The following is a 23,908-nucleotide window of genomic DNA, read 5'->3' as shown; positions in this document are numbered from 1 at the left end:
CCCACCCACCCGGTCCGCCCCGAGCGTCGCCCTTTCAGCCGACCCGGCAGGGAAGGGCCGTTGACGGATCGTCACCCGAACCCGTGGCGACGTAGCCGAACGTGGTGCTGCCGCCCGGACTCAGCGAGCCGTTCCAGTCGGCGTTGTGCACCATCACGTCCTGCCCCGCGTAGGTCGCGTTGCCGTTCCACAGACTGGCGACCGACTGTCCGCCCGGCAGCGTCCAGTCGACCATCCAGCCGAGCATCGGGACCGTACCGGTGTTGGTCACCGTCACCTCGGACTGGTAGCCGCCGGGCCAGGTGTTGGTGGTGCGCCGCGTCGCCGTGCACGCGCCGGGCGGGGGCTCGGTCGGGTTGCCCGGGTCGTGGATGCCGGTGACCTCGCCGTTGCCGCCGTCGAAGACGACGTCGGAGCAGGAGTAGAAGGTCTCCGCGCTGTCCGAGCGCTGCCAGACCATGTAGACGATGTGGCGGCCGGTCTTGCCCGCCGGCAGCCTGCCGCTCCAGGAGTAGTTGGCCGCGACCGTGCCCGGGGTGCCGTTGAGCGGCGGGTGGTCGACGGTGAGGAACGGCTGGTCCTCCATGGCGTCCCAGGTCAGCGTCCTGGTCGGGTCGAAGCCATCCTTGGTGATGTAGACGTAGAACCAGCCGGGGTGCGCCGCCCAGGCGTTGTACGCGAAGTCGACGGTCGCGCCCGCGGTGAGGTGGGTCAACGGCCAGTCGGAGCGCGGCAGATCGAAGCCCGAGAAGTTGGGGTTGCCGCCGCTGCACAGCGAGCCGTCGGGGACGAAGCCACGGGTGCGCCCCGCGCCGTCCGAGCGCAGCACCGAGAACCAGTTGTAGAACGGCGTGGTCCCGCCCACCTGCTGGGCCGCCTTGCACGCCGGGTTCACCGATTTGATCTCACCGGTGTCGGTCAGTCCGTCCTGCCAGCACAGGAACGTACGGCTGCCGGGCTTCATGGGGGTGCCGTGGGCCTCCGCCCGGGTGCCGGTCATGACGATGAGGGCGAGGGCGGGGAGTGCCGCGAGCAGGGCGAGGAGAACGAGGAAGGGCGACGGACGGCGCCCGGGGAGCCGTAATCGGGACAGTGGCGGTCGCGCCACCTCCGCACGCTTCAATCCTGATAGGTGCATGACAATCCCTTCGTGGGGTGTGCGGGATCGGGGCGAGGCGGGAGCGGTTCCGGGGCAGCGGGTTCCGGTCCACCGCGTGGGAGCGCTCCCACCTCACTCGGAAAGTAACGCACCCGGGAACCCCTGTAAACGCCCGGCGCACCGGGCTCACCGCCGGGGGAAGGCGACGGCCCGCCCTCCTGCCCGGGGCTCGGGTGCGCGCTCGGACCGGGCCGGGTCGACCGGGACCCCCGCCGGTGGCCGCGGCGCGGGCACCGGCCGCAGGGCCGGGAGTTCGACGGTGAACTCCGTACGGCCCGGGGCGCTCTCGGCGTGGACACGGCCGCCGTGCGCCTTCGTGACGGCGGCGACGACGGCGAGCCCGAGGCCCGAGCCGCCCTGACCGGGAGAGACGCGGGAGCGGGAGGCGTCGGCGCGGGTGAAGCGTTCGAAGACGCCGGGCAGCAGCGCGGGCGGGACGCCGGGGCCGTCGTCGCGGATCCGGATCGCGCAGGACGCGTCCGTGACCTCCACCGTGGCGACGACGGTCGTGCCCGCCGGCGTGTGGGCACGGGCGTTGCCCAGCAGGTTCGCCACGACTCGGCGCAGGTGGGCCGCGTCGCCGGCCACCAGGGCCGGGGAGTCCGGAAGCCCGGCGAGGTGCCAGACGTGGTCCTCCCCCGCGACTCGCGCGGCCCGTACGGCCTCGGCCACCAGCATGGTCAGGTCCACCTCCGCCGCCTCCGGCGGGTGCCCCTCGTCGAGCCGGGCGAGCAGCAGCAGATCCTCGACCAGGCCCGTCATCCGGGCCGACTCGGCGGACACCCGCCGCCAGGCCGTGGCCGGTTCGACGACGCCGGTGCCCCGGTTCATGAGTTCGGCGTACCCGGCGATCGACGCCAGCGGTGTGCGGAGTTCGTGGCTCGCGTCGGCGAGGAAGCGGCGCATGCGTTCCTCGCCGCGGCGCGTCTCCTCCTCGGCGCGATGAGTCTCCGCCTCGGCGCGCAGGCGCTCCGCGCGGGCGGTCTCGGCGTGACCTTTGAGCCGGTCGAGGGCGGCGCCGATCCGGTCGGCCTCGTCGGCGGGCGGCCCGGTGCCGTGTCCGGGGGCGGAGGCCGGGCCGGCCGGCTCGTCCTGTCCGGGCGGTGACCGGCAGATCTCGACGGCCGTGGCCGCCACGCGTTCGAGCGGGCGCAGTCGGCGCCGGACCACGACCGCGCAGACCGATCCCGCGACGGTGACGGCTCCGGCGGCCACCACGGTCTCGACCACGGCCAGGCCCCGTACGGCTTCCTGTACGCCGCCCATGGGGAGGGCGGTGAGCACGGGCCGTCCGCCGCCGTCGAGCGCGAGGGCCCGGTAGGCGCCGAGCCCGGGGACGGTGCGGGTGTGCGGTGTGCCGTCCGGCTCGATGCCGGCGAGGGCGGAGCGCTGGGCGGCGCGGAGCGCGCGCGGCCCTCCGGAACGGGTCACCACCTCGGCCGCGACGACGGTACCGCCCGCGTCGAGCCGGGCGGTGATCGTGCCGGTCGGCAGGCCCCGGCCGTCGAACGGGCCGAGGCCCGTGTCCGAGCCGGGTCCGCCGTCGAGGACGCCGTCCCGGCCGCGCTCGGCCGCCTCGGCGACGCGCCTATCCAAGTCGCCGAGGAGGTAGGCGCGTTGTGTGAGCACCGCGGTGAAGGCCGTGGTCACGCACACCGCGAAGAGTGCCAGTCCGACGAGGACGAGGAGCCGCGTGCGCAGGGACCGATTCCGCCGGGACCGTTCGCGCGGCCACGGCCTCGTCCGCGCGGGCCGGTGCGCGCCGGACGGGTTCATCTCCCGTGCTCCGGCGGGCTGATGACAAGGACTCCGAAAGTGCCGTACATGGGGCAATCGTGTCGCCGTCCGCTGAGGGAATCCTGTGTTCCGCCTGAGGCCCGCCGATGTCCTGGAAGGACGTACGGAGCGACGGCGAAGGGCCGCACCCCCGTCAACCGGGGATGCGGCCCTCGAACTCCTGCGGAGCTGTCTACAACTGGGTCACCGGAGTGGTCAGTTGCGGATCAGGTTGCGCAGCACGTACTGCATGATGCCGCCGTTGCGGTAGTAGTCCGCCTCGCCGGGGGTGTCGATGCGGACGACCGCGTCGAACTCGACACCGGTGTCGGTGGTGACCTTCACCGTGCGCGGGGTGGTGCCGTTGTTGAGCTCCTCGACGCCGGTGAAGGAGAAGGTCTCCTCGCCGGTCAGACCGAGGGACTCGGCCGTGGCGCCCTCCGGGAACTGGAGCGGCAGGACGCCCATGCCGATGAGGTTCGAGCGGTGGATGCGCTCGTACGACTCGGCGATGACGGCCTTGACGCCGAGGAGCGCGGTGCCCTTGGCGGCCCAGTCGCGGGACGAGCCGGAGCCGTACTCCTTGCCGGCCAGGATGACCAGCGGGATGCCCTGCTCGATGTAGTTGCGCGAGGCGTCGTAGATGAAGGCGACGGGCGCGCCCTCGACGGTGAAGTCGCGGGTGTAGCCGCCCTCGGTGCCCGGCGCGATCTGGTTGCGCAGGCGGATGTTGGCGAACGTACCGCGGATCATGACCTCGTGGTTGCCGCGGCGCGAGCCGTAGCTGTTGAAGTCACGACGCTCGACACCGTGCTCCGTGAGGTACTTGCCTCCGGGGGTGTCGGCCTTGATCGCACCGGCCGGGGAGATGTGGTCGGTGGTGACCGAGTCGCCCAGCTTGGCGAGGACGCGGGCGCCGGCGATGTCCGAGACCGGGGTGGTCTCCATCGTCATGCCCTCGAAGTAAGGGGGCTTGCGGACGTACGTCGACTGCGCGTCCCACTCGAAGGTGTTGCCCTCGGGGATCGGCAGCGCCTGCCACTGGGCGTCGCCCGCGAAGACGTCCTGGTAGGACTTGTTGAACATGTCCTCGCCGATGGCGTTCGCCACGACGTCGTTGACCTCGGCCTCGGAGGGCCAGATGTCGGCCAGGTAGACCGGCTTGCCCTCGGTGTCGGTGCCGAGCGCGTCGCGGGTGATGTCCACCTTCATGGAGCCCGCGAGGGCGTAGGCGACGACCAGCGGCGGGGAGGCCAGGTAGTTCATCTTGACGTCGGGGTTGATACGGCCCTCGAAGTTCCGGTTGCCGGAGAGGACCGAGGTGACCGCGAGGTCGTGGTCGTTGACGGCCTTGGAGACCTCGTCCGGCAGCGGGCCGGAGTTGCCGATGCAGGTGGTGCAGCCGTAACCGACCAGGTTGAAGCCGACCTTGTCGAGGTAGGGGGTGAGCCCCGCCTTGTCGAAGTAGTCGGTGACGACCTTGGAGCCCGGGGCGAGGGTGGTCTTGACCCACGGCTTGCGGGTCAGGCCCTTCTCCACGGCCTTCTTCGCGACGAGCGCGGCGGCGACCATGACGTACGGGTTCGAGGTGTTGGTGCAGGAGGTGATGGCCGCGACCGTCACCGCGCCGTGGTCGATCTCGTAGGTCGAGCCGTCGGGGGCCGTGACCGTGACCGGGTTGGACGGGACGCCGTTGGCGGCCGCCGGGGAGTCGGAGGCCGGGAAGGACTCCTTGCCCGCCTCGTCGTCGTCGGCGACGTAGTTGCGCACGTCGCTCTTGAACTGCTCGGCGGCGTTCGCGAGGACGATGCGGTCCTGCGGGCGCTTCGGGCCGGCGATGGAGGGGACGACCGTGGAGAGGTCGAGCTCCAGCTTCTCGGAGAAGTCGGGCTCGGCGGCCGGGTCGAGCCAGAGGCCCTGCTCCTTGGCGTACGCCTCGACGAGCGCGAGCTGCTGCTCGGAGCGGCCGGTGAGCTTGAGGTACTTGATGGTCTCGCCGTCGATCGGGAAGATCGCGGCGGTGGAGCCGAACTCCGGCGACATGTTGCCGATGGTGGCGCGGTTGGCCAGCGACGTGGCGGCCACGCCCTCGCCGTAGAACTCGACGAACTTGCCGACGACACCGTGCTTGCGCAGCATCTCGGTGATGGTCAGCACGAGGTCCGTGGCGGTCGTGCCGGGGGTGAGCTCACCGGTCAGCTTGAAGCCGACGACGCGCGGGATGAGCATGGAGACCGGCTGGCCGAGCATCGCGGCCTCGGCCTCGATGCCGCCGACGCCCCAGCCGAGCACGCCGAGGCCGTTGACCATGGTGGTGTGCGAGTCGGTGCCGACGAGCGTGTCGGGGTACGCCTGGCCGTTACGGACCATGACCGTGCGGGCCAGGTGCTCGATGTTGACCTGGTGCACGATGCCGGTGCCCGGCGGGACGACCTTGAAGTCGTCGAAGGCGGTCTGGCCCCAGCGCAGGAACTGGTAGCGCTCCTTGTTGCGGCCGTACTCCAGCTCGACGTTCTGGCCGAAGGCTTCCTTCGTGCCGAACTTGTCGGCGATGACGGAGTGGTCGATGACCAGCTCGGCCGGGGAGAGCGGGTTGACCTTGGCCGGGTCGCCGCCGAGCTCCTTGACGGCCTCGCGCATGGTGGCGAGGTCGACGACACAGGGCACGCCCGTGAAGTCCTGCATGATCACGCGGGCGGGCGTGAACTGGATCTCCTGGCTGGGCTGGGCCTGCGAGTCCCAGCCGCCGAGCGCCCGGATGTGGTCGGCGGTGATGTTCGCGCCGTCCTCCGTGCGAAGCAGGTTCTCCAGCAGCACCTTCAGGCTGTACGGAAGGCGAGCCGAGCCTTCCACCTTGTCCAGCCGGAAGATCTCGTACGACTCGTCGCCCACCTGCAGCGTGCTGCGGGCGTCGAAGCTGTTCGCCGACACGACAGTCTCCTTCATTGATGTGCGCGTTCCCACCGCATCCTGCCGCCACGACGCCATGGCCGATCCGCTAAGGTAAGGCTAAGTTAGGTAACCCTTACCGCCGGACCGATGGCGGCGCGCTGTCTGCGGTACGCCTCGGCAGATATCTCGATGTCGAGATAACTCTAGTGCATGGGGGCGGACAGGTCATGTCCGCACGCCCGCATGTCCGGGCCGTACCACTTGTCACGCCGCGCACGGAATGCCCGCATCATCCGGCATCACCCGGCCACGAGCACACGTCCGCGCCCCGTCGCCGACGAGCCGCCTCCGGACGGATCCCGCGCCCGGACGGCCACGGCGCCACCTCCCGCGGGAAGTTGACGCCCCGAAGGCACGGACAGGCACACCGGAGCCGTTTCGGGGTACCCGGTGTCCGCCGGGAGAGTCCCGGCACGACGACACAGGGGGCACCCATGCCGCTCACCTTCCGCAAGAGCTTCCGGATCCTTCCCGGGCTGCGGCTCAACATCAACCGCAAGTCGTGGTCCATCACCTCGGGCGGAAAGCACGGGCCGAAGCGCACGCACAGCAGCACCGGACGCCGGACGACGTCGATGGACCTGCCGGGGCCGTTCGGGTGGCGCAAGACCACGCGCAAGGCAAAGTGACTCAATAGCGACAAAGAGTCCATCACCGACGAAGCGTCACGGAAGAGCCTCTTCACGGCATTCACGCGCGGCGGCACGGGCTCGCGGAGGTGCGGACACCCTGCGGGCGCCGTCGCCGCGCCGGTGCGCGGCGTCCGAACTGCCCCTCGAACACCGCCTGGTGACCCTCACCACTCGGAAGGCCGCGCTCCACTTTTGTTTATCTCACATCCGATATACGGTCGCGCCATGGCAGACGACTACCTCGTACGTATCGGCAAGCTCATCCGTGACGCCCGGCAACACCGGGGCTGGACACAGTCGCAGCTCGCCGAGGCGCTCGGCACCAGTCAGAGCGCCGTCAATCGCATCGAGCGCGGCAACCAGAACATCAGCCTTGAGATGATCGCCCGTATCGGTGAGGCGCTCGACAGCGAGATCGTCTCGCTCGGGTATGCGGGTCCGATGCATCTGCGCGTCGTCGGCGGTCGTCGTCTGTCCGGCTCTATCGACGTCAAGACCAGCAAGAACGCCTGTGTCGCCCTGCTGTGCGCGACGCTCCTGAACAAGGGGCGCACGGTCCTGCGCCGGGTCGCCCGGATCGAAGAGGTCTACCGCCTGCTGGAGGTCCTCAACTCGATCGGCGTACGCACCCGCTGGATCAACGGCGGGGTCGACCTGGAGATCGTGCCGCCGAGCGCGCTGGACATGGAGTCCATCGACCACGAGGCCGCCATCCGCACGCGGTCCATCATCATGTTCCTCGGCCCGCTGCTGCACCGCCTGGAGGCCTTCAAGCTGCCCTACGCGGGCGGTTGCGACCTCGGCACCCGCACCATCGAGCCGCACATGATCGCCCTGCGCCGGTTCGGCCTCGACATCGCCGCCACCGAGGGGCTCTACCACGCCCGCGTCGACCGGTCCGTCACCCCCGGACGGCCGATCGTGCTGACCGAGCGCGGGGACACGGTCACCGAGAACGCGCTGCTCGCCGCCGCCCGCCACGACGGCGTCACGGTCATCCGCAACGCCTCCTCCAACTACATGGTCCAGGACCTGTGCTTCTTCCTGGAGGCCCTGGGCGTACGGGTGGAGGGCATCGGCACCACGACGCTCACGGTGCACGGTGTGCCGAACATCGACATGGACGTGGACTACTCGCCCTCCGAGGACCCGGTCGAGGCGATGAGCCTGCTCGCCGCCGCCGTGGTCACCGAGTCCGAGCTGACGGTGCGCCGGGTGCCGATCGAGTTCCTGGAGATCGAGCTCGCGGTCCTGGAGGAGATGGGCCTCGACCACGACCGCACGCCCGAGTACTTCGCGGACAACGGCCGTACGCGGCTGATCGACCTCACGGTGCGGCCCTCCAAGCTGGAGGCGCCGATCGACAAGATCCACCCGATGCCGTTCCCCGGCCTGAACATCGACAACGTCCCGTTCTTCGCGGCCATCGCGGCCACCGCGCAGGGCCAGACGCTGATCCACGACTGGGTCTACGACAACCGGGCGATCTACCTGACGGACCTCAACCGTCTCGGCGGCCGGCTCCAGTTGCTCGACCCGCACCGCGTGCTGGTCGAGGGCCCTACCCGCTGGCGCGCCGCCGAGATGATGTGCCCGCCCGCGCTGCGGCCCGCCGTGGTCGTGCTGCTCGCGATGATGGCGGCCGACGGCACCTCGGTGCTGCGGAACGTGTACGTCATCAACCGCGGTTACGAGGACCTCGCCGAGCGTCTGAACTCGATCGGCGCGCAGATCGAGATCTTCCGGGACATCTGATGTGACGGCGCCGCCGCACCCCGTCCGACCAGCCGGAACGCTGGTCCTGAGGGGGTGCGGCGGCGTCTGTGGGACTTCTCTGGGACTTCGAGGCCGCGGCGACCGTCCCAGGACGTGACGGCCGCTCCGACCAGCGCGAGAACCCCGTCGAGACGACGCCCCCGCACCACTGACCAGCAGGAATCAGGAGGGTGGGGCCTCATTGGACCCCGGCTCCCAGGGTGCGAAGGAACCTGCTGGGCTCACCGTTCCAGGAGATCGTGAGCGCGTCTCTCGCTCTTGTAGCCGCGACGAACAGCAAAGAGCGGGCCCGCTGCAATTCACGCCTGTGGCGCAGTTTGTCGGTCCGCTCCCATGCGTCCACAGCCGAGCGGGGGACCAAGCCCTCGGACACGCCGGCAATGATCATGCGGCGGTACTCAAGCCCCTTGAAGAGGTACATCGTGCCGACGTGCACTCCCTCGACTCCCCGTGCCCCGTCACCGGTGATCTTCGTGGACATGATTCCGCGGCGGCCGAGCCGCGCCATCACGTCGTCGACCTTCTCGTTCGTCGGCACGCAGACCGCGACGGACTCGCGCGGGACGTCGTGCCACGCCTGCACCTGCTCCACCACGAGGTCGAGTTCCTCGTCCCAGCTGTCCGCACTCCGCAGGCACGGGCGTCCGCCGTGCAGCACCGACCGGTATCCCGCCAGGTTGTCGGTGCTGCCGTCGAGGTCGTCGTAGTCGGCCCCTTCAAGAATGCCGATGGCGGCGCCCAGGATCTCGCGCGTGGTGCGATAGCTGAGTGTCAGTCTCGCCGAACGGCCCCGGATGTTGATGCCCAGGCTGCTGAGGGTGACCTGGTTGTCGTAGATCCTCTGGTGGGTGTCACCGACGAGGAACATGTCGTCGTTCTCACGGGGAACCATGGCCCGCAGCATCTTCCAGTGCGCGGCACCGAGATCCTGTGCCTCGTCCACGACGACGTGCCGGTAGCGGTAACGCAGCCAGGCTCCTGTTCCCGACTCCACGTGGACGTTGCCCGGTCCCCCGCGCTCCTCCTCCTGACGGCGACGCTCCTCGATCTTGTGGCTGCGGGCCATCTCCAACTGGGCCGCTCTTTCCGCCACTTGTCGGTGAGTTTCCAGTCCCTTGACGTCAAGGCGTTGGGTGAAGCGCTCGGCGAGCTGCCAGATCTCCGCCCGGTCGGGACGGCTCACGCTACGCCCCCGACCGGCCCGCCGGGCCTTGAAGTAGTCGGAGCGCGAGGCCACGGCCTGGCCGAGGATCACCTGGTTCCACTCGTCGCTGAGGAACTCAGCGTCCCAGCGGTTCTCGCCGATCTCCACGAGCAGTTGGCGCCACTCGCGCAGCGCTTGTGCGTCATCGATTCTGCGCTTGGCGTTCCCCGGGTCGGCCTCGCTCACGACACGCGTCGCCAACTGGTCGACGTGCAGGATGTCGACGCGGGCGAGCAGTTGAGGCCCGCCGAGGGAGAGGAGACGAGAACGCAGGTCGGCGGCCAGGTTCTTGTTGTACGTGGTGAGGAGGACCGGCTTGTTGTGGCCGGGGGCCAGGCGGTCCACGAGGTGCTTCACCCGGTGCAGGGCGACGATCGTCTTCCCCGTTCCGGGGCCTCCTCCCACGCGGGCCGGCCCGGAGTACCCACGTCCCACCAGCTTCTCCTGGGTGGGGTGGAGGAACGCCTTCCACCGGCCGAAGTCGCCCTCCTCCAGGATGCTCCGCAGCGACTCGTCATCGGTGATCACCACGGCCTGCGAGCGGTCGGCCGCGGCTCGCCAGTCGTCACCGCGAGCGCTGACGGCCGATTCCTCGGGGGTGACCGCGACCGGCGCGGTCACCTCCTCCATCACCTGGTCGTACGGAACGTCGTCCCGCAGGCGCAGCAGCACCTCGCCCGTGTGCCGCGGGGCGTACTCGGCGAGTCCGAGCAACTCGTCGTCCGTGGTGAGCTTGAGGACGATCGGGATGAGGGGCTCGGCCACCCCCAGGTCCGCCAGTTGCCGCGCGGTGTAGGCGGCGAACAGCGGAGTCTCGGCGGCGGCGCTTTCCGCGGCGGACGGTTCGGGACGCGCCCCGGCTTCTTCCGTGCCCAGAACGCCGTCCTCCACCACCTGGAGGTCCACGTACTCGATCGCGCCGGTGATCTGGTTGATGCCGTAGGCGAGCCGGTCGAGGTTGCGGTGGACGTGTCCGCGGTGCTTGACCGAGACGAGCAGCCAGTCGTTGCCGCCCAGTCGCACCAGCAGCGCCCGGTATTCGCGGTTGACGCGCGCCGACCACAGACGCTCGTGCCCCTTGAGAGGCTTGAGATCGAAGCCCGGCGCCCCGGGGTTCCTCCGGAACTCGTGCTGGAATTTGTAGACCGCTCCGACGATCGCCCGGTCCAGTTTGACGATCTCCTTGTCCGCCTTGTCGAGCAGGCGGAGGGTCGCGCCCGCTGTGGGCGCGCCGGTGCTGGTCATCGGTTCTGCTCCTCGTCGTCGTGCGCGGCCGGACGGCCGTCTGCCTCGGTGCGCCGGGTGAGGGCGGCCGCGAGTTCTCCGGCGTCCCACTCGACGGCGGTCCGTACGGTCCACCCCGCCGCCGCGTAGGCGCGGTCACGGTCCCACGCTTCGGCGACGGCGGCTTCGTCCTCCTGGGCAGGGGCGAGAACGACACCGATACGGTCGGTGGGCCAGGCCAGTTCGGCGGGCCAGGCGGCATCGCCGAGCTCGAACCCCGCCTCGGGAGCGGGCACCGCGGACCGGACGAGTACGTCGACGAGTTCCGCGAGCCCCGGCTCCTCCACCAGATAGTCGACGACCTCGTCCCAGGCGGGATCGCGCACGGCCTCCGCCGGTGAACCCGACGGCAGCGGTACCTCCACGGGCCCTGCCCCGGTCTCGGCGGCCTCGGTGGCAGGCCCTTCCGTAGGGGGTCGCTGCGGCTGCCGGCGGGACTCCAGCCAGCCCCCTCCACCGGTCACCGCCAGTTCCACCGGGTCGAAGCCCGGCAGTTGGCCGGCCGCCAGCTGAACACCGTCGCCCTCGCCCTCGTTGAGGAACTGGAGCAGATTGGTCCAGTAGAGCCAGGCCTGCCACCGCCTGCGGTGGGCGTTCTCGTCACGGACCGGCGCTTCCGGACTGTCGTCGAGCACGGTCAGAGCGGTCCACACCGCGCCCGCCTGCCCCTTGCGCAGGTCGAGGGCGACCGTCAGCGGGCATCCGCTGCCGTCCTGGGTGGCCATGATCTGGACGGCGCCCTGCCCGCCTGAGAGTCGCTTGCCGTTCAGGGCCTCGGCGATCCGGTGCCCGATCTCGGGCCCGTCCGCCAGGGCGCGGCTCGTCGCGGAGACCGCGGCGAATCCCGCCAGCGCGCTCTGGGTACGCCGCCGCCACAGCTCCTGGTCCGGGGTGGTCAGGTAGCCGATCAGCGTCTTGACCGGGTTGGTCCACACGAAGTTGGTCAGGTCGCGCGGGTCGTCGCCGTGCAGCCGCCGGTGGATGTCGGACGCGGTCTTCTGCGCCGTGTTCTGGTAGGGCACCCAGACCGGATCGGCGGGCGGCTTCGCGTCGCCGGTCCAGGCACGTACGTCGTCCCAGGTCAGCTGGAAGACCTGCCAGCCGTGTCCGGCGCGCAGCCGGGTCCGCCTGTCGGCGTCGGACGCGATGCGGTTGTGCTCGGGGCTCGCGTGATAGCGGTAACCGTCCAGGTAGACGGCGACCCGCCTGCGGTCGTCGTCCAGGCTGCGGAAGACCACGTCGGGCACGGTGAAACCGAGGTCCGTCTGGGTCTCCATGCGCCAGCCGCTGACCTTGCCGTCGGGCGCGGTGAACCGCAGCGTCGTGTCCCGCTCGCCGTCGGGGGTCTGCGCGGAACGCACGCTCACCTCGGGGGCGCCTTCGGCCCAGGCGAGGAGTCCCCGGCGGAACAGCGCTTCCAGTTCGCTCTCGACCTGCTTGTCGAGGCTGATGGCCCGGGTCGTCGCGGCTTCCTCGATGTGCCAGGCGTCGCCGCTGCGGCCGAGGAGTTCGCCGAGCATGTCGAGGGCGTGTTCACGCGAGACCAGTTCGTACTCGCTGTCACCGACGTGCCGCAGCAGGCAGCGGTGACAGGCGGGTCGCTTCTCGCCGACGCACGGGCAGCGCTCGATGACCTGGCGGGCCCGGGTCAGCACGTCGTGGAGCCCGTCGGGCCCCGCGAGCCGGTGCAGATAGCCGGTGCCGCCGGGCAGCGAGTCGTACAGGACGAGGAAGTGCCTGCGGACGTCGCCGCCGGGCTCGGGCATCGAGTCGGTGACCACGGCCAGGTGGTCGGGGTCGCCCCCGTAGCTCTGGGCGATGCCCGCGAGCAGCAGCGCCTTGAACGAGGCCAGACGCTCCTCGGTGTACGCGGTCACCGCGGGGATGAGGATGCGCAGCGCCTCACTGCGCAACTCGTGGGCGAGCAGCAGTTTCACGCCCGCCTGCGCGGCCTTCGTGTCGCCGAGCCCGTCGCGCGTCCGGGGGCACCACGGGCGGTGGTACTTCGTGGCCCGGGACGACGACGTGCCGAAAGCGCTCTGCTGTCCGGCCTGCACGGTGGCGGGTCCGCCGTCGGGGTCGGCGTGTCCGCAGGAGTCGCAGACCCAGAAGGGGTTGAGCCGCACCTGGCGTCCCGCGAAGGCGCTCTCCACCCCGGTGTCCACGCGAGAGGCGCCGACGTTGAGGTGGCGGATCACGGCCTGCCGGGTGAACTCCCAGCCGAAGGTGGCGTTCTTGTGCTTCCACCCCGCCTCGACGTGCTCCTGCGGGATGTCCACGGCGGGGACCACGGTGTAGAGGCGCCGTTCCCGGTCGTCGGTGTCGTCGCGGACGCGGATGTCGTCCCGCTGGTCGCGGGCCGTCACCCGGTGCGGCACCAGTACCTTGTGCAGGCAGCCGACGTCGCCGATGGCCGGGGACTGGCAACGCGGGCACGCGGTGGAGTCCTGCCGTGCCCGCTCCGTGCGGATGTGCCCGCAGTCGGGGCAGACACGCCACCACAGCCATGCCGGACGGTTCGGGCTGCCGATGTCGAGCCCGGTGACGCGGTGTTTGTAACCCTGCACGTAGTAGTGGTTGCCGGGCGCGAAGTCGGTGAGGGCGAGGCGCGCCGACCGGTCGTACCTGAGCACTTTGCTTTGGTGCTCGGGCTGCCCGTCCTTGCCGTCCTCCTTCCAGGTGAGGGTGGCTTCGAGTTCCGTCAGCGAGTCGACGAGGCTGTAGTTGGGCAGCAGCCCGAGGTCGACGAGCGCGCCGTGCGCGGTGGTGCGGCTGATCTCGCCCGCGTGCCGGGACACGGCTCGCCGTTCGGCCCGCAGTTCCCTGCCCTGCCGCTCGTGTTCGGGATCGCCGGCCACCAGTGCCTTCAGCGCCTCGTCGATCGACGTGACCCGGCGCTGCATCTCGCCGCGCCGGTCCTCCCACTGGTCGCGCGCCTCCTTCAGGGCGTCGGCGAGCCCCGCCGTCGCGTACGAGCGCAGTGCCTCGGCCGCCTGCGGGCTGACACCCGTGCCCTTCGTCCCGTCGTACGGCGGGAACAGCTCGATGAAGGTGTCGACGCGGCGGGGGCCCTCGGCCAGTGCGGCCTGCTGGAACTCCGACAGCCATGCGGAAGCACCGAACAGGTCGGTGGCCAGGCGGGGCATCGGGTCGAGCGGGTCCCCGTCGCCGTCCGGAGCGGCCAGGCGTCCCGCACCGACCATGTCGAGGAGGTGCGCGAGGTACTGGCGGCGCAGGATCTCGCTCGCGGAGAGGAAGCAGCCGGGCGGCTGGATGTCCCCGGCGATCATCTGCCGGGGGTCGTCCAGGTAGTAGCGGTCGCGGGGGCCGCGGTCGACCATGGTCAGCAGGTAGGCGTTGCCGGTGGCACGGCCGGCCCGGCCCACCCGCTGCACGTAGTTGGCCGGTCCCTTGGGCAGCGAGGCGAGGACCACGGCCGACAGGTCACCGATGTCGATGCCGAGTTCGAGCGTGGGGGTGCAGGACAGCACCTGCGGGTTGGCGTAGTGGACCTGGATGCCCTCGCGGAACGCCTTCTCCACGGCTTCGCGCTTGGGGCGGGTGAGGGTACCGGTGTGCTCGGCGGTGTTGATGGTGAAGACACCCGCGTCCCGGTACATCCGCCGGTAGAAGTCCTGGGTGAAGTCCCGGCGCCGTACGCCGCTCTCCAGATCCTGGCCGGTGCGCAGAAGTCCGCCGCAGCGGTAGCGGGGGCACGGCTGTCCGTGCCACTGGTCGGCCAGGGCCGGGTGGACGGTCTGTTCCCAGGAGCAGACCGGGCAGTGCGCGGAGGCGTCGGCCACCCGGTCGTCGGCCAGCTTGCGGACGTGCACGTGGCCGGGCTGGAGACCGTAGACGCGGGTCACCCCGTCCTTGGCGGTGCGGGCGGACAGCACGCCCGCGTCGACGAGCGCGGGCAGCAGCCGTACGAGGAAGGCGTTGGCGGCGTCGGGACGCAGTCCGAGGCTCCGCCGTGTCCAGTCCTGGTACCAGCCGAGGCGGCCGGTGACCACGTCGAAGTCGTCGCTGCCCTGTTTGGGGCTGCCGAGCAGGAACGCCGGGGCGGACACGCCGGGCGGGAACGCCGGCATACCGGTCCTGCGCCCGCCCCAGACGAGCCAGCGGCGTACGCCCGCCTCGTCCAGCCAGCCGTCGAGCCAGGCGTGCCGGACGGCACCGCGCGTGCGCAGCCTTTCGAGGAGGCCGCGCACGTACCCGATCCAGCGGTCCGGTCCGGGCAGGGAGCCGTCCGGCAGGGCGATGTCCCCGGGGGTGGTGTGCAGGAGTTCGCGTACGATCTCCGCGACCGCGTCCGGGTCCTGGAGCGGGACGTCCGCGGCGACCGTGCGGGTCAGCTCCAGCGTGCGGCCCTGCCGGGACCTCAGCCCGAACTCCATGACCGCCGCGAAGGCGAGACGCTGGGCGATGAGTTCCCAGGTGGCGCGCGAGCCCTGACTGCGTCCGGACAGCAGCGTGTCCACGCCGCGCACGACGTGCAGGTCGGGCGGGATCACCGCGGCCTGAACGGCCTTGCTGTCCACGACGTCCGCGATGAGGTCGGCGGCCAGGTCGCTCAGCGCGATGGGCTCGTCCTCGTCGATGTGGCTGGCGAGCAGGGAACGCAGCGAGAACGTGTACGAGCGGTTGGCGACGAATCCGGCGCGGTGGGCGGCGTCCTGCACGGAGTCGTTGAAGAGGAGGGTCTTGTCCTCGTTCAGGTTCTTGTCGAGCTCGCCGCCCGTGAACAGCTGGGTGATGGAGGCGGCGGCGAGCGCGGCGAGCCCGGTACCGAGATAGCGGATGGCGTTGAAGGTGCGGCAGGCCGGGCACTGGTCGCCGCGCGCCGCCCGGTCGTCGCCTAGGTCCGCCCAGACGAACGCCGCGTCGTGCAGCGGCTTGGCCGTGTGCGGGCCCTCGCCGCCGCGCGGCGGGTCGAAGTCCGTTTCGCGCGACAGCGGCCGTACGCGTCCGCTCGGCCCGTAGAGCACCATCACGGTCGGTCCGCTGCGCTGCTTCTCGGCCACGAAGGCCGCCTCGTACGCCTGTCGCGGGGTCGCCGCGATCATGTTGCGGACGCGGCTCTTGTCGCGGCCGACGGACGCCCGGCGGATCTTCGTGGCCGCCATGTCGAGCTCCGCCGGGTCCGCCTCGGGGGAGAGCGCGGCCCAGCCGGAGCGGCCGCATTCCCGGCAGAAGACGGCGGGCAGGAACACCTGCGCGGGCGGGGGCGCGCTGTCACCCGCGGGTGCGACCGGGGCCGTGTCGTCGTCCGGGGCGAGGCCTGAGGTCTTGTGGCCACCGGCCGTACGGGCGGCGAGCCTGCCGCCCGTGGTGATCCGCTCGTCGTCCCAGCGGAACTCGGCCCTCGCCGCGCTGACGCCGCGCAGCACCCGGGAGACCGAGCGCACCCAGTGGTGCACCTCGATCGACAGGAGCGGCCGGGTGGGGTGCTCGGGGTCCCGGGCCGTGGACAGCAGGGCGACGTAGCGCGCGAGGGCCTGGGCGGCGACGGCCGGGTTCTGCTGGACGGCCACGCCCCAGTGGTAGGCGTAGCGCGGCAGGACGTCCATGATCTCGGCGGTGGTGCGCGGCCGGCCGTCGAGGATCTCCAGGACGGCGGCGGTCAGCCGGTGGCGGCGCAGCTGCCTGCCGAGCTGCCCGGGATCCAGGCCGCTCCGGCCGGTGAAGGCGGCCATCAGCTGGTCCAGTGCCTCGCGGTCGCGGGTAGGGTCGCCGAGTTGCGCCACTTCGTGCGGGGCGGGGAAGGGCAGCGCGAAGTCGCTGTTGCCCGCGAACTCCTGTGTGCTGCGCCGGTCTTCGCCCACCACGGCGTCCGGCGGGAAGGGTACGCCGAACACCTGCTCCGCCACGTCCAGTATCGACCCGCCCGCCATGCCGGGAGTGCCCTCGCCGAGGGTGGCCGAGGTGGCGACGGGGCAGACCGGTCCCAGGGGCCGTCCCGGCTCGTCGAGGCCCGCGACGGCGCCGAGCCGACGCAGCAGCATGGCCACGTCGGTTCCCTGGGCGCCGTCGTACGTGTGGAACTCGTCAAGGACGACGTACGCGAGCGCGGAGCCGCCCGGCTCCTGCCACAGCCGCTGGTCCTCGGGCCGCTGGAGCATCAGGTCCAGCATCTTGTAGTTGGTGATGAGGATGTCGGGCCGGGTGCGCCGGATCTCGTCCCGGTCGACCGCGACGCGCGGGTTGGCCTGCTTGAACTCCTTGGACGCCTTGTCGCCGATGTAGAGCGCGGCGCGCACCCCTGCCTCTCTGAGCCGGGCGTCCCGGCGGCTGTCGAGGTAGTTGTTGATGCGATGGGCCTGGTCGGTGGCCAGCGCGTTCATCGGGTAGAGGAGAACGGCCTTGACGCCCTCCCTGCCCGCCTCGCGCTCCCGTCGGCAGTGGTCGAGGATCGGCACGAGGAACGACTCGGTCTTGCCGGACCCGGTGCCGGTGGTCACCAGGGTGGGCCGGGCGGGGCCGTGCAGGGTCGAGAGGCGTTCCCAGGCCCGTTCCTGGTGCCGGTACGGGGTGGTGAAGCCCTTGGTCCGCGGCCACCAGGTGAGGTGCCGCTGCCAGTCGTCGTCCTCGGCGGAGCGGAAGGGGGTGCGGATCCGCAGGTAGGGGCCGCGGAAGATGCCGTCGTCCGGGTCGCCGAGGAACTGCTCCAGGGCGGTGCGGGTGCCTTCGTCCGCCAGCGCGTACGTCGTCGACAGGTACTGGCTCAGGCTGTCGCGTACCTGCTCGGCGGCGAGGGTCGGTCGCACCCTGCTTCTCCTTCGTTCCGGTGTCTCGTCGGTGCCGTCACCTGCCCGGCTCCGGGCCCCACGGTAACGGGCGGGGCCGGCACCCCGGCCCGAGGGAGGTGGCCGGGCCTGGGCCGTGCTTCGCCGGTCCGCTCAGACGCCGAGCTTGCGGCCCACGTGCGCGACGCGTAGGGCCTTGTTCTCCGGCACGAGCAGAAAGTGCACCCGGCCGGGTCCCGGGGTGAAGCGGGCGTGCGTGGCGAAGGTCCGCGTCCGGCCGTCGAGGTCGGTGAACGCGCAGAGCTCGCGGGCTCGCTCTTCGCCCTCGCCCGTCACCCAGGAGTGCCACTGGGGACCCTCGGGCTCGGTGTCCGGGTTCCACGAGGTGACCGCCTGGTCGAGTTCGGCCAGCCGCCTGGCGACCGGGCGTACCCAGACCTGGACCAGGTTCCGCAACTGCTGTTCCACTCGGGGGAGGAACTCCAGCCGGGGGAAGAGGGCCGCGCGCCGTTCCCACAGGTCGGCCCCGTGAGTCACCGCGTCGAGTCCGCCCCTGCGGGCGAGTTCGGCCTGTTGTTCGATCCACCTCAGATGTTCGTCGACATGCGTCCCGCTAGAGGCGTGCCGGAGCTCGACGTCGCTGACGTGCGACGCGAAGTCTCCGTTCTGCTCCTCGACCAGTTGCTCGCGTTCCAGCCACACCCGGCCCTCGCCCCAGCACGGGGCGACGGCCAACGACACACCGAGCCCGTCCATGAGGTGGGCAGCGCCGAGTCCTGCGACCGCCTCGCCCTGGTGCCGGTACTCGACGTCGTAGAAGTCCTCGCCCTCGGGAAAGACGACGCGGTGCGGCCATTTGCTCTGCATCTGGAGGAGCCGCCGCCAGGCGTCACGGTTCTTCGGGTCGCCGTGCCACTTGCCGATCGGGTGCCCGTCCGCGATCTGCAGTCCGGTGATCGGATCCCTGCTGACCAGCACGGTGCCCGGCCGGTCGGCCCGGAGGACGGCGAGCACCGCCCGCGCCAGTTCCGTCATGGCCCGTTCGGCCCGCGCGGGATCGACTCCGGTCCCACAGGATCTCTCGTTCAGGAACAGCAGCGGCACACTTCCCCCTTGGTAATGTCGTCCGCGCCCGTCGGCCGGCCCCCCCGGCCGGTCCTCAGGCGAGCAGCTCGTCCAGGGTGTTCTCGACCTCGTCGAAGAACCCCTCGGGCCACTGGTCGAGCAGTCCGTCGCGGTCGATGCGGGGGCTGGTGACCTCGCTGCCCGTGGGACCGCCCCGGAAGTAGTGGAGGACGGCCGCCTCGGGTGCCAGCACGCCTCGCTTGACCGCCAGCCGCACCCCGTTGAGCACGTGGTCGCTGTGCGTCTCGACGACGAGCTGCGCCCCTTGGGCCGCCGCCGCGGAAACGAGTGCGGCCATCCGGCTCTGGCCACGCGGGTGCAGATGCGCCTCGGGGTTCTCCAGGAGGACCAGCGATCCGCGCCGGGCGGTCAGGCAGGCCACGACGATCGGCAGGGCGTACGTGAGGCCGAAGCCGACGTTCGTGGGGCGCCGCCGGGTGCCGCGCGGGCCGTCGAAGCCGTAGGAGAGGCGCACCGAGTCGGTGCCTTCGATGGGCTCGGCCAGAAGATCCACCCCTGGGCAGAGCTCTCCCATCCACGCTGCGGCCTGGTCCAGCAGTCGCGTCGACTCCGCGCGCGGGTGGCGCAGCGGCCCGTCGAGGACCTCGTCCCTGGCGTGGTGGCGCAGGAAGTTGACGGTGTGTTCGCCGCGCACGCCGAGGAAGCCGCGCCCGATGGCCACCTGGTGATCACGTGGGTAGAACTCGGCGGGCGAGACGCGGTCGGCGTGCAGGTACTGGAAGTCGTTGACGAAGTATCCGGGGACGACTGCGGCGAGGCCGAGAGGAGGCGACGCCCCTTCACTGGTCAGCGGGACGTCGACACCGGTCAGCGGAAGCAGGTTCTGTTCGGCCGCGTAGGCCACGGTCCAGGAGTAGCGGTACGCGCCTTCGTTCACGGCGACGGTGAGTTCCGGCTCGTCGCCGGTGAAGTCCTCGTGCAGGACGTCGTGGCCGGTGCCGAGGGACACTAATTCGCCGTTGAGGAGGAAACCGCTGTCCAGGGCCGCGATCTCGCCGGAGCCCGCCTCTGCCACCAGATCCCGCACCTCGTCGAGGTCGCCCGCCGCGTACGACTGGTGGAGGAGGCCGAGCGACTGGAGCACGCTGCTCTTGCCGGAGGAGTTGAGGCCGGTCAGCAGGGTGAGCGGCCCGAGTGGCAGGTCCAGGTGCTGGAACGCCTTGAAGTTCGTCAGCGTCAGCTGGTCGATCACTGTCCCACTACCCCCCGGAAGAGCTCCGCCATGGCGGTGAACCTCTTGCGCACCTTCTTGGTGTCGCCGGTGGCGACGGAGATGGCCCGGTCGAAGTCCCAGTCCTTCATCAGCTCGAAGAACCCTTCGAGCACCTTGTCACGCGACGTTACCAGCGTCACACGCTCGTGATCGTCCAGAATGGCGAGATTGACCGCCACCGTCTCGAACAGGGCTTTGTTGATGGGGGACTTGCTCCCCGTTCCACCCCGCCATTTCCGGAACGCGTGGTCTCCGAAGATGACCGCCGCGCAGTGCATCGCCTTGCGGAACTCCAGCGCCAGCAGATCCCGCTGCTTCTCGCTGAGCCGGTTGACGTGATGCATGGAGGTGACGAGGAACTGGTCGAAGTCCCGCTGCGCGTGTTCGGCGGGGTCGCTCAGCCGGAAGGCGAGGAAGCGCAGCACCATCTCCCGGTCGGCCATGCGCTCGTTGGACACGCTGTGTCCGGTGGCGTCCCCGAACGCCGGATCCTCGGCGAGGTCGGCGAGGTAGCCGCGCACCGGTCCGTCGACCAGGGCGTGCCGGATCTCCTGGGGGGTGAGCGGCAGCCCTCCGGTGTTGATCCGCGAGAACACGTTGAACTTCACGGCCTCGGGCGTGCCCTGCTGGATGATGTGCACGACGAGCTGGGTCTCGCGCAGCCTGATCTTCAGCCGGCCGGTCAGCTCCCCGTAGCCCTTGCCGTGGTAGTCGCGCAGGTAGTCGAGGCCGCGCAGGGTCAACGGCGGCATGCCTACGGCCGCGGGCTCCATGAACCGGGCGATGGCCGTGAGCCGCTGGATGCCGTCGACCACGGCCCAGTCGTCCTTCTCGTCCTGCGCCATATGGAAGGACGAGATGGGGATGCGCAGCAGCAGCGACTCGATGAGGCGGCTCTGCTGCACGTCGGTCCAGATGCCGGCCCGCCGCTGGAAGTCGGGCGCGAGGTCGATCATCCCCTCCCGCAGCCGCGAGAGCAGCAGGTCGACGGTAGTCGTCTGGGTCTCGATCTTGATGCTCTCGGGCCGGAAGGGAGCGGAGATCTCGTCGGGGTCGCCGGTGCCCACCCCGGTCTCCGTGCCTTCCTCGTCGGCGGGCTGCTCCAACTCCACCCCGGTGGGCAGACCGTCGCCGCCGACCTCGACAGGACCGAACAAGGAGGGGAAGAGTCCGGGCTGGAGCAACTCGGTGTCCTCCGAAGGGAACTGATAGCGCCGGAATCCGACGTCCCGCCCCCGCCCTGTCGCCCGTCCGCTGCCGCTGTCCTCAAGCCCCGCCATGACTCCCCGTCGCCTCCGCCGGCCGCCATCGATGACCTTGGTTCATGGTCCATGGTCACCTGTCAGCCTATAGACGGGGAGTGGACCCGTCAGCGCGGAAGGTGAGAGAGGCCTGCCCGCGGTCCGGTCTGTGTCCGGCTCGGACGGCGTCGCGGGTGGGTCCTGGAGCCAGGGGTCTGAGGCTCAGATGTGATCCCATTCCGTGGTGGTCAGTTTTGTGGCTCCGCAGCGGGAGCACGCGAACGTGGTCCACCAGCGGAGGCGTCCGTCGGTCCTGCGATCCTCGCCGCCGTCGACCCGAACCCAGTCGTGGACGACACCCGGCGTGCTTTCGGAATCTCCCGTTCGGCATGTTCCACTGCCTTTTCGGGCTTTTCCCGATGAAGTCCGTCTCCTATTTTCCGCAATCGATCGCTCCTTTGTGGCGGCTCCCACCACATCCATGGCGAATCCGATCAGTGCGACTGCCGCGCAGAGGACAAGCAGGACGACGAGCAGCCCCCAGGGACTCGCCGTGCTCTGCTCTCCCGGCGCGGTTCGACTCATGGGCTTCGTCGCTCTGACATACAGGGCAACGCAGGCCAACACCCCGGCGATGATCGCGGATCCGAACTGCGGCCCGCGAGTTGTCCGACCCATCTCCGCTCACCGCACCGATCGCGCGCGGGGTACATGGCGGTCGGATGTGGAAGCGCTCCGCACCCGCTCAGCAGTCGGTCGCATGCCAGGCCTTGGGACACTTGACACCGCGTCCGTCACATCTGTCGCAGTCGCGAGTACCGAAGGGAGTGCCGTCGAAGTGGCCACGCCCATCACAATGGTCACACTCGATCTTCCAGGTATTACAGGTGGCACATCGCTCGTTCTCCATAATTCACCCACCCCGTTTGTCGTGAATTTCAAGGCTAGCCTCCCCCTTCCTCACGGCACGAGTTTCGGCGGAAACTCGTGCCGATCCTTTCAGGGGCAGGATTCCTGCCCCCTCTCCCGACACCTCGAACACCACAAAATCCGCTCACCGGTTCTATTTTCGTTCACCCTTGGCGCCCAGTTCGGGCTCGCGGAAACCATTTCCCCGATGCCGGAGCCCCGGCGGGGCAGGTCCAGTTCGGCGCGGACCGTCTTGCCGACGGGGAGACGGTCGAGAACGGCCCACCGGTCGGACAGCGCCTCGACGAGCAGCAGCCCTCGGCCGCCGTCCAGGTCGGCCGGCGGGGAGGCGGCGGCGCCCGGCCCGGCAGGGCGGCGCTCTCCGCGCGGGTCCGACACGTCGATCCGGAGGGTGTACGCGTCGAGGCCGAGCCGCACCTCGAAGTCACGTCCGGGGACGCGGCCGTGGGTGACGGCGTTCGCGGCCAGCTCCGCGACGAGCAGCGCGGCAGTGTCCGAAGCGTCGGAGCCGTACGGGACGCCCCAGACGTCCAGCCGGTGCACGGCGAGGTGGCGGGCGAGGCGGGCGCCACGCGGAGTGGCACTGAAACGCTGCGCGAACACACGTACGGTAACCGGCGCTTGGCGAGCTGGACTTGGCGTCATGGTCCCAAAATGACCGCCCACACGCCCTGCGCACCAGGTCAGCGACTCGTACTCCGCGTGAGAGTACGAGTACGGAGGGTGGACAGGGGTGGCAACCGACCGTAACCATGGCGGGGTTGGAAGTGGTTCGCGGGGCAGGCGTACGGGAGGTGTCCTCGCATGGCGGACGGTGCGGGCGGGTCGCAGGGCTGCGGTGAGCCGGAGGTGTCGGACAGTCTCCGGACCTTCGGCGAGGTCTTCAAGGCCTTCCGCAGACGGGCGGGCCTGACCCAGGAGGAGTTCGCGGAACTGGTCCCGTACTCGGTGCAGACGGTCGCCAAGATCGAGCAGGGCCGCCGCTTCCCGCAGCCGGACTTCGTGGAACGGGCGGAGGGGGCACTGGACGCGTTCGGAGCGCTGCGGGGTGCGGCACGGCATCTGTCGCGGCAGCCGGGGCTGGCGAGTTGGTTCCGGCAGTGGGCTCGGTTCGAGGCGGAGGCGGTCACTCTCTGGACCTACGAGTGCCGGGTCATCCCTGGCTTGCTGCAAACGGAGGCGTACGCGCGGGCAGTGACCGTCAGCGTCCCTCCGGTCAAGGATGACGAGCAGGTCGACCAGCAGGTCGCAGCCCGTCTGGAGCGCCAGGAGCTCTTTCGGCGGCGTCCGCCGATCACGTTCAGCTTCATCATTGAGCAGGCGTTGGTCGAGCGCCGCACCGGCGGACCAGGGGCGACCCGGGAACTGATCGACCACCTGCTGGAGCAGGCAGGACAGTTCAACGTGGAGTTGCAGATCATGCCGCTGCTACAGCCGGATCATGCGGGGTTCGACGGGCCGTTGCAGGTGTTGGAGACGCCTGAGAACAAGTGGTACGGCTATGCCGAAGGGCAGCGCGGCGGCCTGCTGGTTGCCGACCCGAAAGAGGTCAGCATCATGCTCCAGCGCTATGCGAGACTGCGCTCGCAGGCCCTCACTCCCGAGGACTCCAAGGGCCTGCTGAAGCGGATGCGAGGAGCGCTATGAGCACGTCCGAACTGGCCTGGTTCAAGAGCAGCTACAGCGGCTCCGATGGCGACAGTTGCGTGGAGGTGGCGGTGTCCGGGACGGAAACGGAGTTGGCCGCGACGATCCGCGTGCGGGACTCGAAGCTACGTCGAAGCCCGCAGCTTGCGGTCACCCCTGGGACCTGGCAGAGCTTCGTCTCGTACGCACGTCAAGGCTGACG

At 70.3% G+C, this 23,908-nt stretch carries 12 protein-coding genes and 1 pseudogene; 4 read left to right on the top strand and 9 right to left on the bottom strand.

Features of this window, described 5'->3' with window-relative positions; genetic code table 11:
* Nucleotides 1–34 precede the first annotated feature (34 nt).
* The 3 genes from ACIQ7M_RS29545 to acnA all read right to left on the bottom strand — a co-directional run bounded on the left by ACIQ7M_RS29545 (nucleotide 35) and on the right by acnA (nucleotide 5,866).
* Nucleotides 35–1,000, bottom strand: coding sequence for a lytic polysaccharide monooxygenase (locus tag ACIQ7M_RS29545; RefSeq protein ID WP_403650207.1), 966 nt, complete (start codon nucleotides 998–1,000; stop codon nucleotides 35–37).
* A gap of 285 nt (nucleotides 1,001–1,285) precedes the next feature.
* Nucleotides 1,286–2,935: a sensor histidine kinase gene (locus ACIQ7M_RS29540; protein WP_403650110.1), complete on the bottom strand. Its 1,650-nt coding sequence runs from the start codon at nucleotides 2,933–2,935 to the stop codon at nucleotides 1,286–1,288.
* 216 nt (nucleotides 2,936–3,151) lie between these two features.
* On the bottom strand, nucleotides 3,152–5,866 hold the full coding sequence (gene acnA, locus ACIQ7M_RS29535; RefSeq protein ID WP_355774731.1) for an aconitate hydratase AcnA: 2,715 nt from the start codon (nucleotides 5,864–5,866) through the stop codon (nucleotides 3,152–3,154).
* A gap of 455 nt (nucleotides 5,867–6,321) precedes the next feature.
* Between acnA and ACIQ7M_RS29530 the strand changes: the two genes are divergently transcribed.
* Together ACIQ7M_RS29530 and ACIQ7M_RS29525 are read left to right on the top strand one after the other, a co-directional pair.
* On the top strand, nucleotides 6,322–6,516 hold the full coding sequence (locus ACIQ7M_RS29530; RefSeq protein ID WP_355774734.1) for a DUF4236 domain-containing protein: 195 nt from the start codon (nucleotides 6,322–6,324) through the stop codon (nucleotides 6,514–6,516).
* 228 nt (nucleotides 6,517–6,744) lie between these two features.
* A complete protein-coding gene (locus ACIQ7M_RS29525; protein ID WP_403650106.1) occupies nucleotides 6,745–8,274 on the top strand; it encodes a helix-turn-helix domain-containing protein in 1,530 nt (509 codons plus the stop codon).
* 199 nt (nucleotides 8,275–8,473) lie between these two features.
* On the opposite strand, the gene ACIQ7M_RS29520 is transcribed toward ACIQ7M_RS29525, so the two are convergent.
* The 6 genes and pseudogenes from ACIQ7M_RS29520 to ACIQ7M_RS29495 form a co-directional block, all read right to left on the bottom strand.
* Complete coding sequence (locus tag ACIQ7M_RS29520) at nucleotides 8,474–10,744, bottom strand: UvrD-helicase domain-containing protein (protein ID WP_403650103.1); 2,271 nt, start codon at nucleotides 10,742–10,744, stop codon at nucleotides 8,474–8,476.
* Nucleotides 10,741–17,550 carry a DEAD/DEAH box helicase gene (locus ACIQ7M_RS29515; RefSeq protein WP_403650100.1) on the bottom strand — a complete coding sequence of 2,270 codons (6,810 nt, stop codon included), beginning with the start codon at nucleotides 17,548–17,550 and terminating at the stop codon, nucleotides 10,741–10,743. Before ACIQ7M_RS29515 ends, ACIQ7M_RS29520 begins: the two co-directional genes overlap by 4 nt.
* Nucleotides 17,551–17,682: 132 nt before the next feature.
* Entirely contained in the window at nucleotides 17,683–18,633 is a 951-nt protein-coding gene (locus ACIQ7M_RS29510; protein WP_403650097.1) for a hypothetical protein, read from the bottom strand.
* 55 nt (nucleotides 18,634–18,688) lie between these two features.
* Nucleotides 18,689–19,867, bottom strand: a complete 1,179-nt coding sequence (locus ACIQ7M_RS29505) for a DUF3696 domain-containing protein (RefSeq protein WP_403650094.1) — start codon at nucleotides 19,865–19,867, stop codon at nucleotides 18,689–18,691.
* On the bottom strand, nucleotides 19,864–21,168 hold the full coding sequence (locus ACIQ7M_RS29500; RefSeq protein ID WP_403650091.1) for a DUF262 domain-containing protein: 1,305 nt from the start codon (nucleotides 21,166–21,168) through the stop codon (nucleotides 19,864–19,866). The genes ACIQ7M_RS29505 and ACIQ7M_RS29500 overlap by 4 nt, the downstream gene beginning before the upstream one ends.
* A gap of 1,089 nt (nucleotides 21,169–22,257) precedes the next feature.
* Nucleotides 22,258–22,704: pseudogene (locus ACIQ7M_RS29495) on the bottom strand (ATP-binding protein); the annotation flags it as partial.
* Between the two features lie 159 nt (nucleotides 22,705–22,863).
* Here ACIQ7M_RS29495 and ACIQ7M_RS29490 point away from each other — a divergent pair.
* Both ACIQ7M_RS29490 and ACIQ7M_RS29485 read left to right on the top strand, forming a co-directional pair.
* Nucleotides 22,864–23,706 (top strand): helix-turn-helix domain-containing protein, encoded by an 843-nt coding sequence (locus ACIQ7M_RS29490; protein ID WP_403650088.1) that lies wholly within the window; start codon nucleotides 22,864–22,866, stop codon nucleotides 23,704–23,706.
* Complete coding sequence (locus tag ACIQ7M_RS29485) at nucleotides 23,703–23,906, top strand: DUF397 domain-containing protein (RefSeq protein WP_403650085.1); 204 nt, start codon at nucleotides 23,703–23,705, stop codon at nucleotides 23,904–23,906. Before ACIQ7M_RS29490 ends, ACIQ7M_RS29485 begins: the two co-directional genes overlap by 4 nt.
* Nucleotides 23,907–23,908: the final 2 nt, after the last annotated feature.

Origin of the sequence: Streptomyces sp. NPDC096324 (genome assembly GCF_044763015.1) — a bacterium.
Lineage (GTDB): Bacteria > Actinomycetota > Actinomycetes > Streptomycetales > Streptomycetaceae > Streptomyces.
Note: the sequence above shows the minus strand (reverse complement) of the source record. Positions and strands in the feature narration are given on the sequence as shown.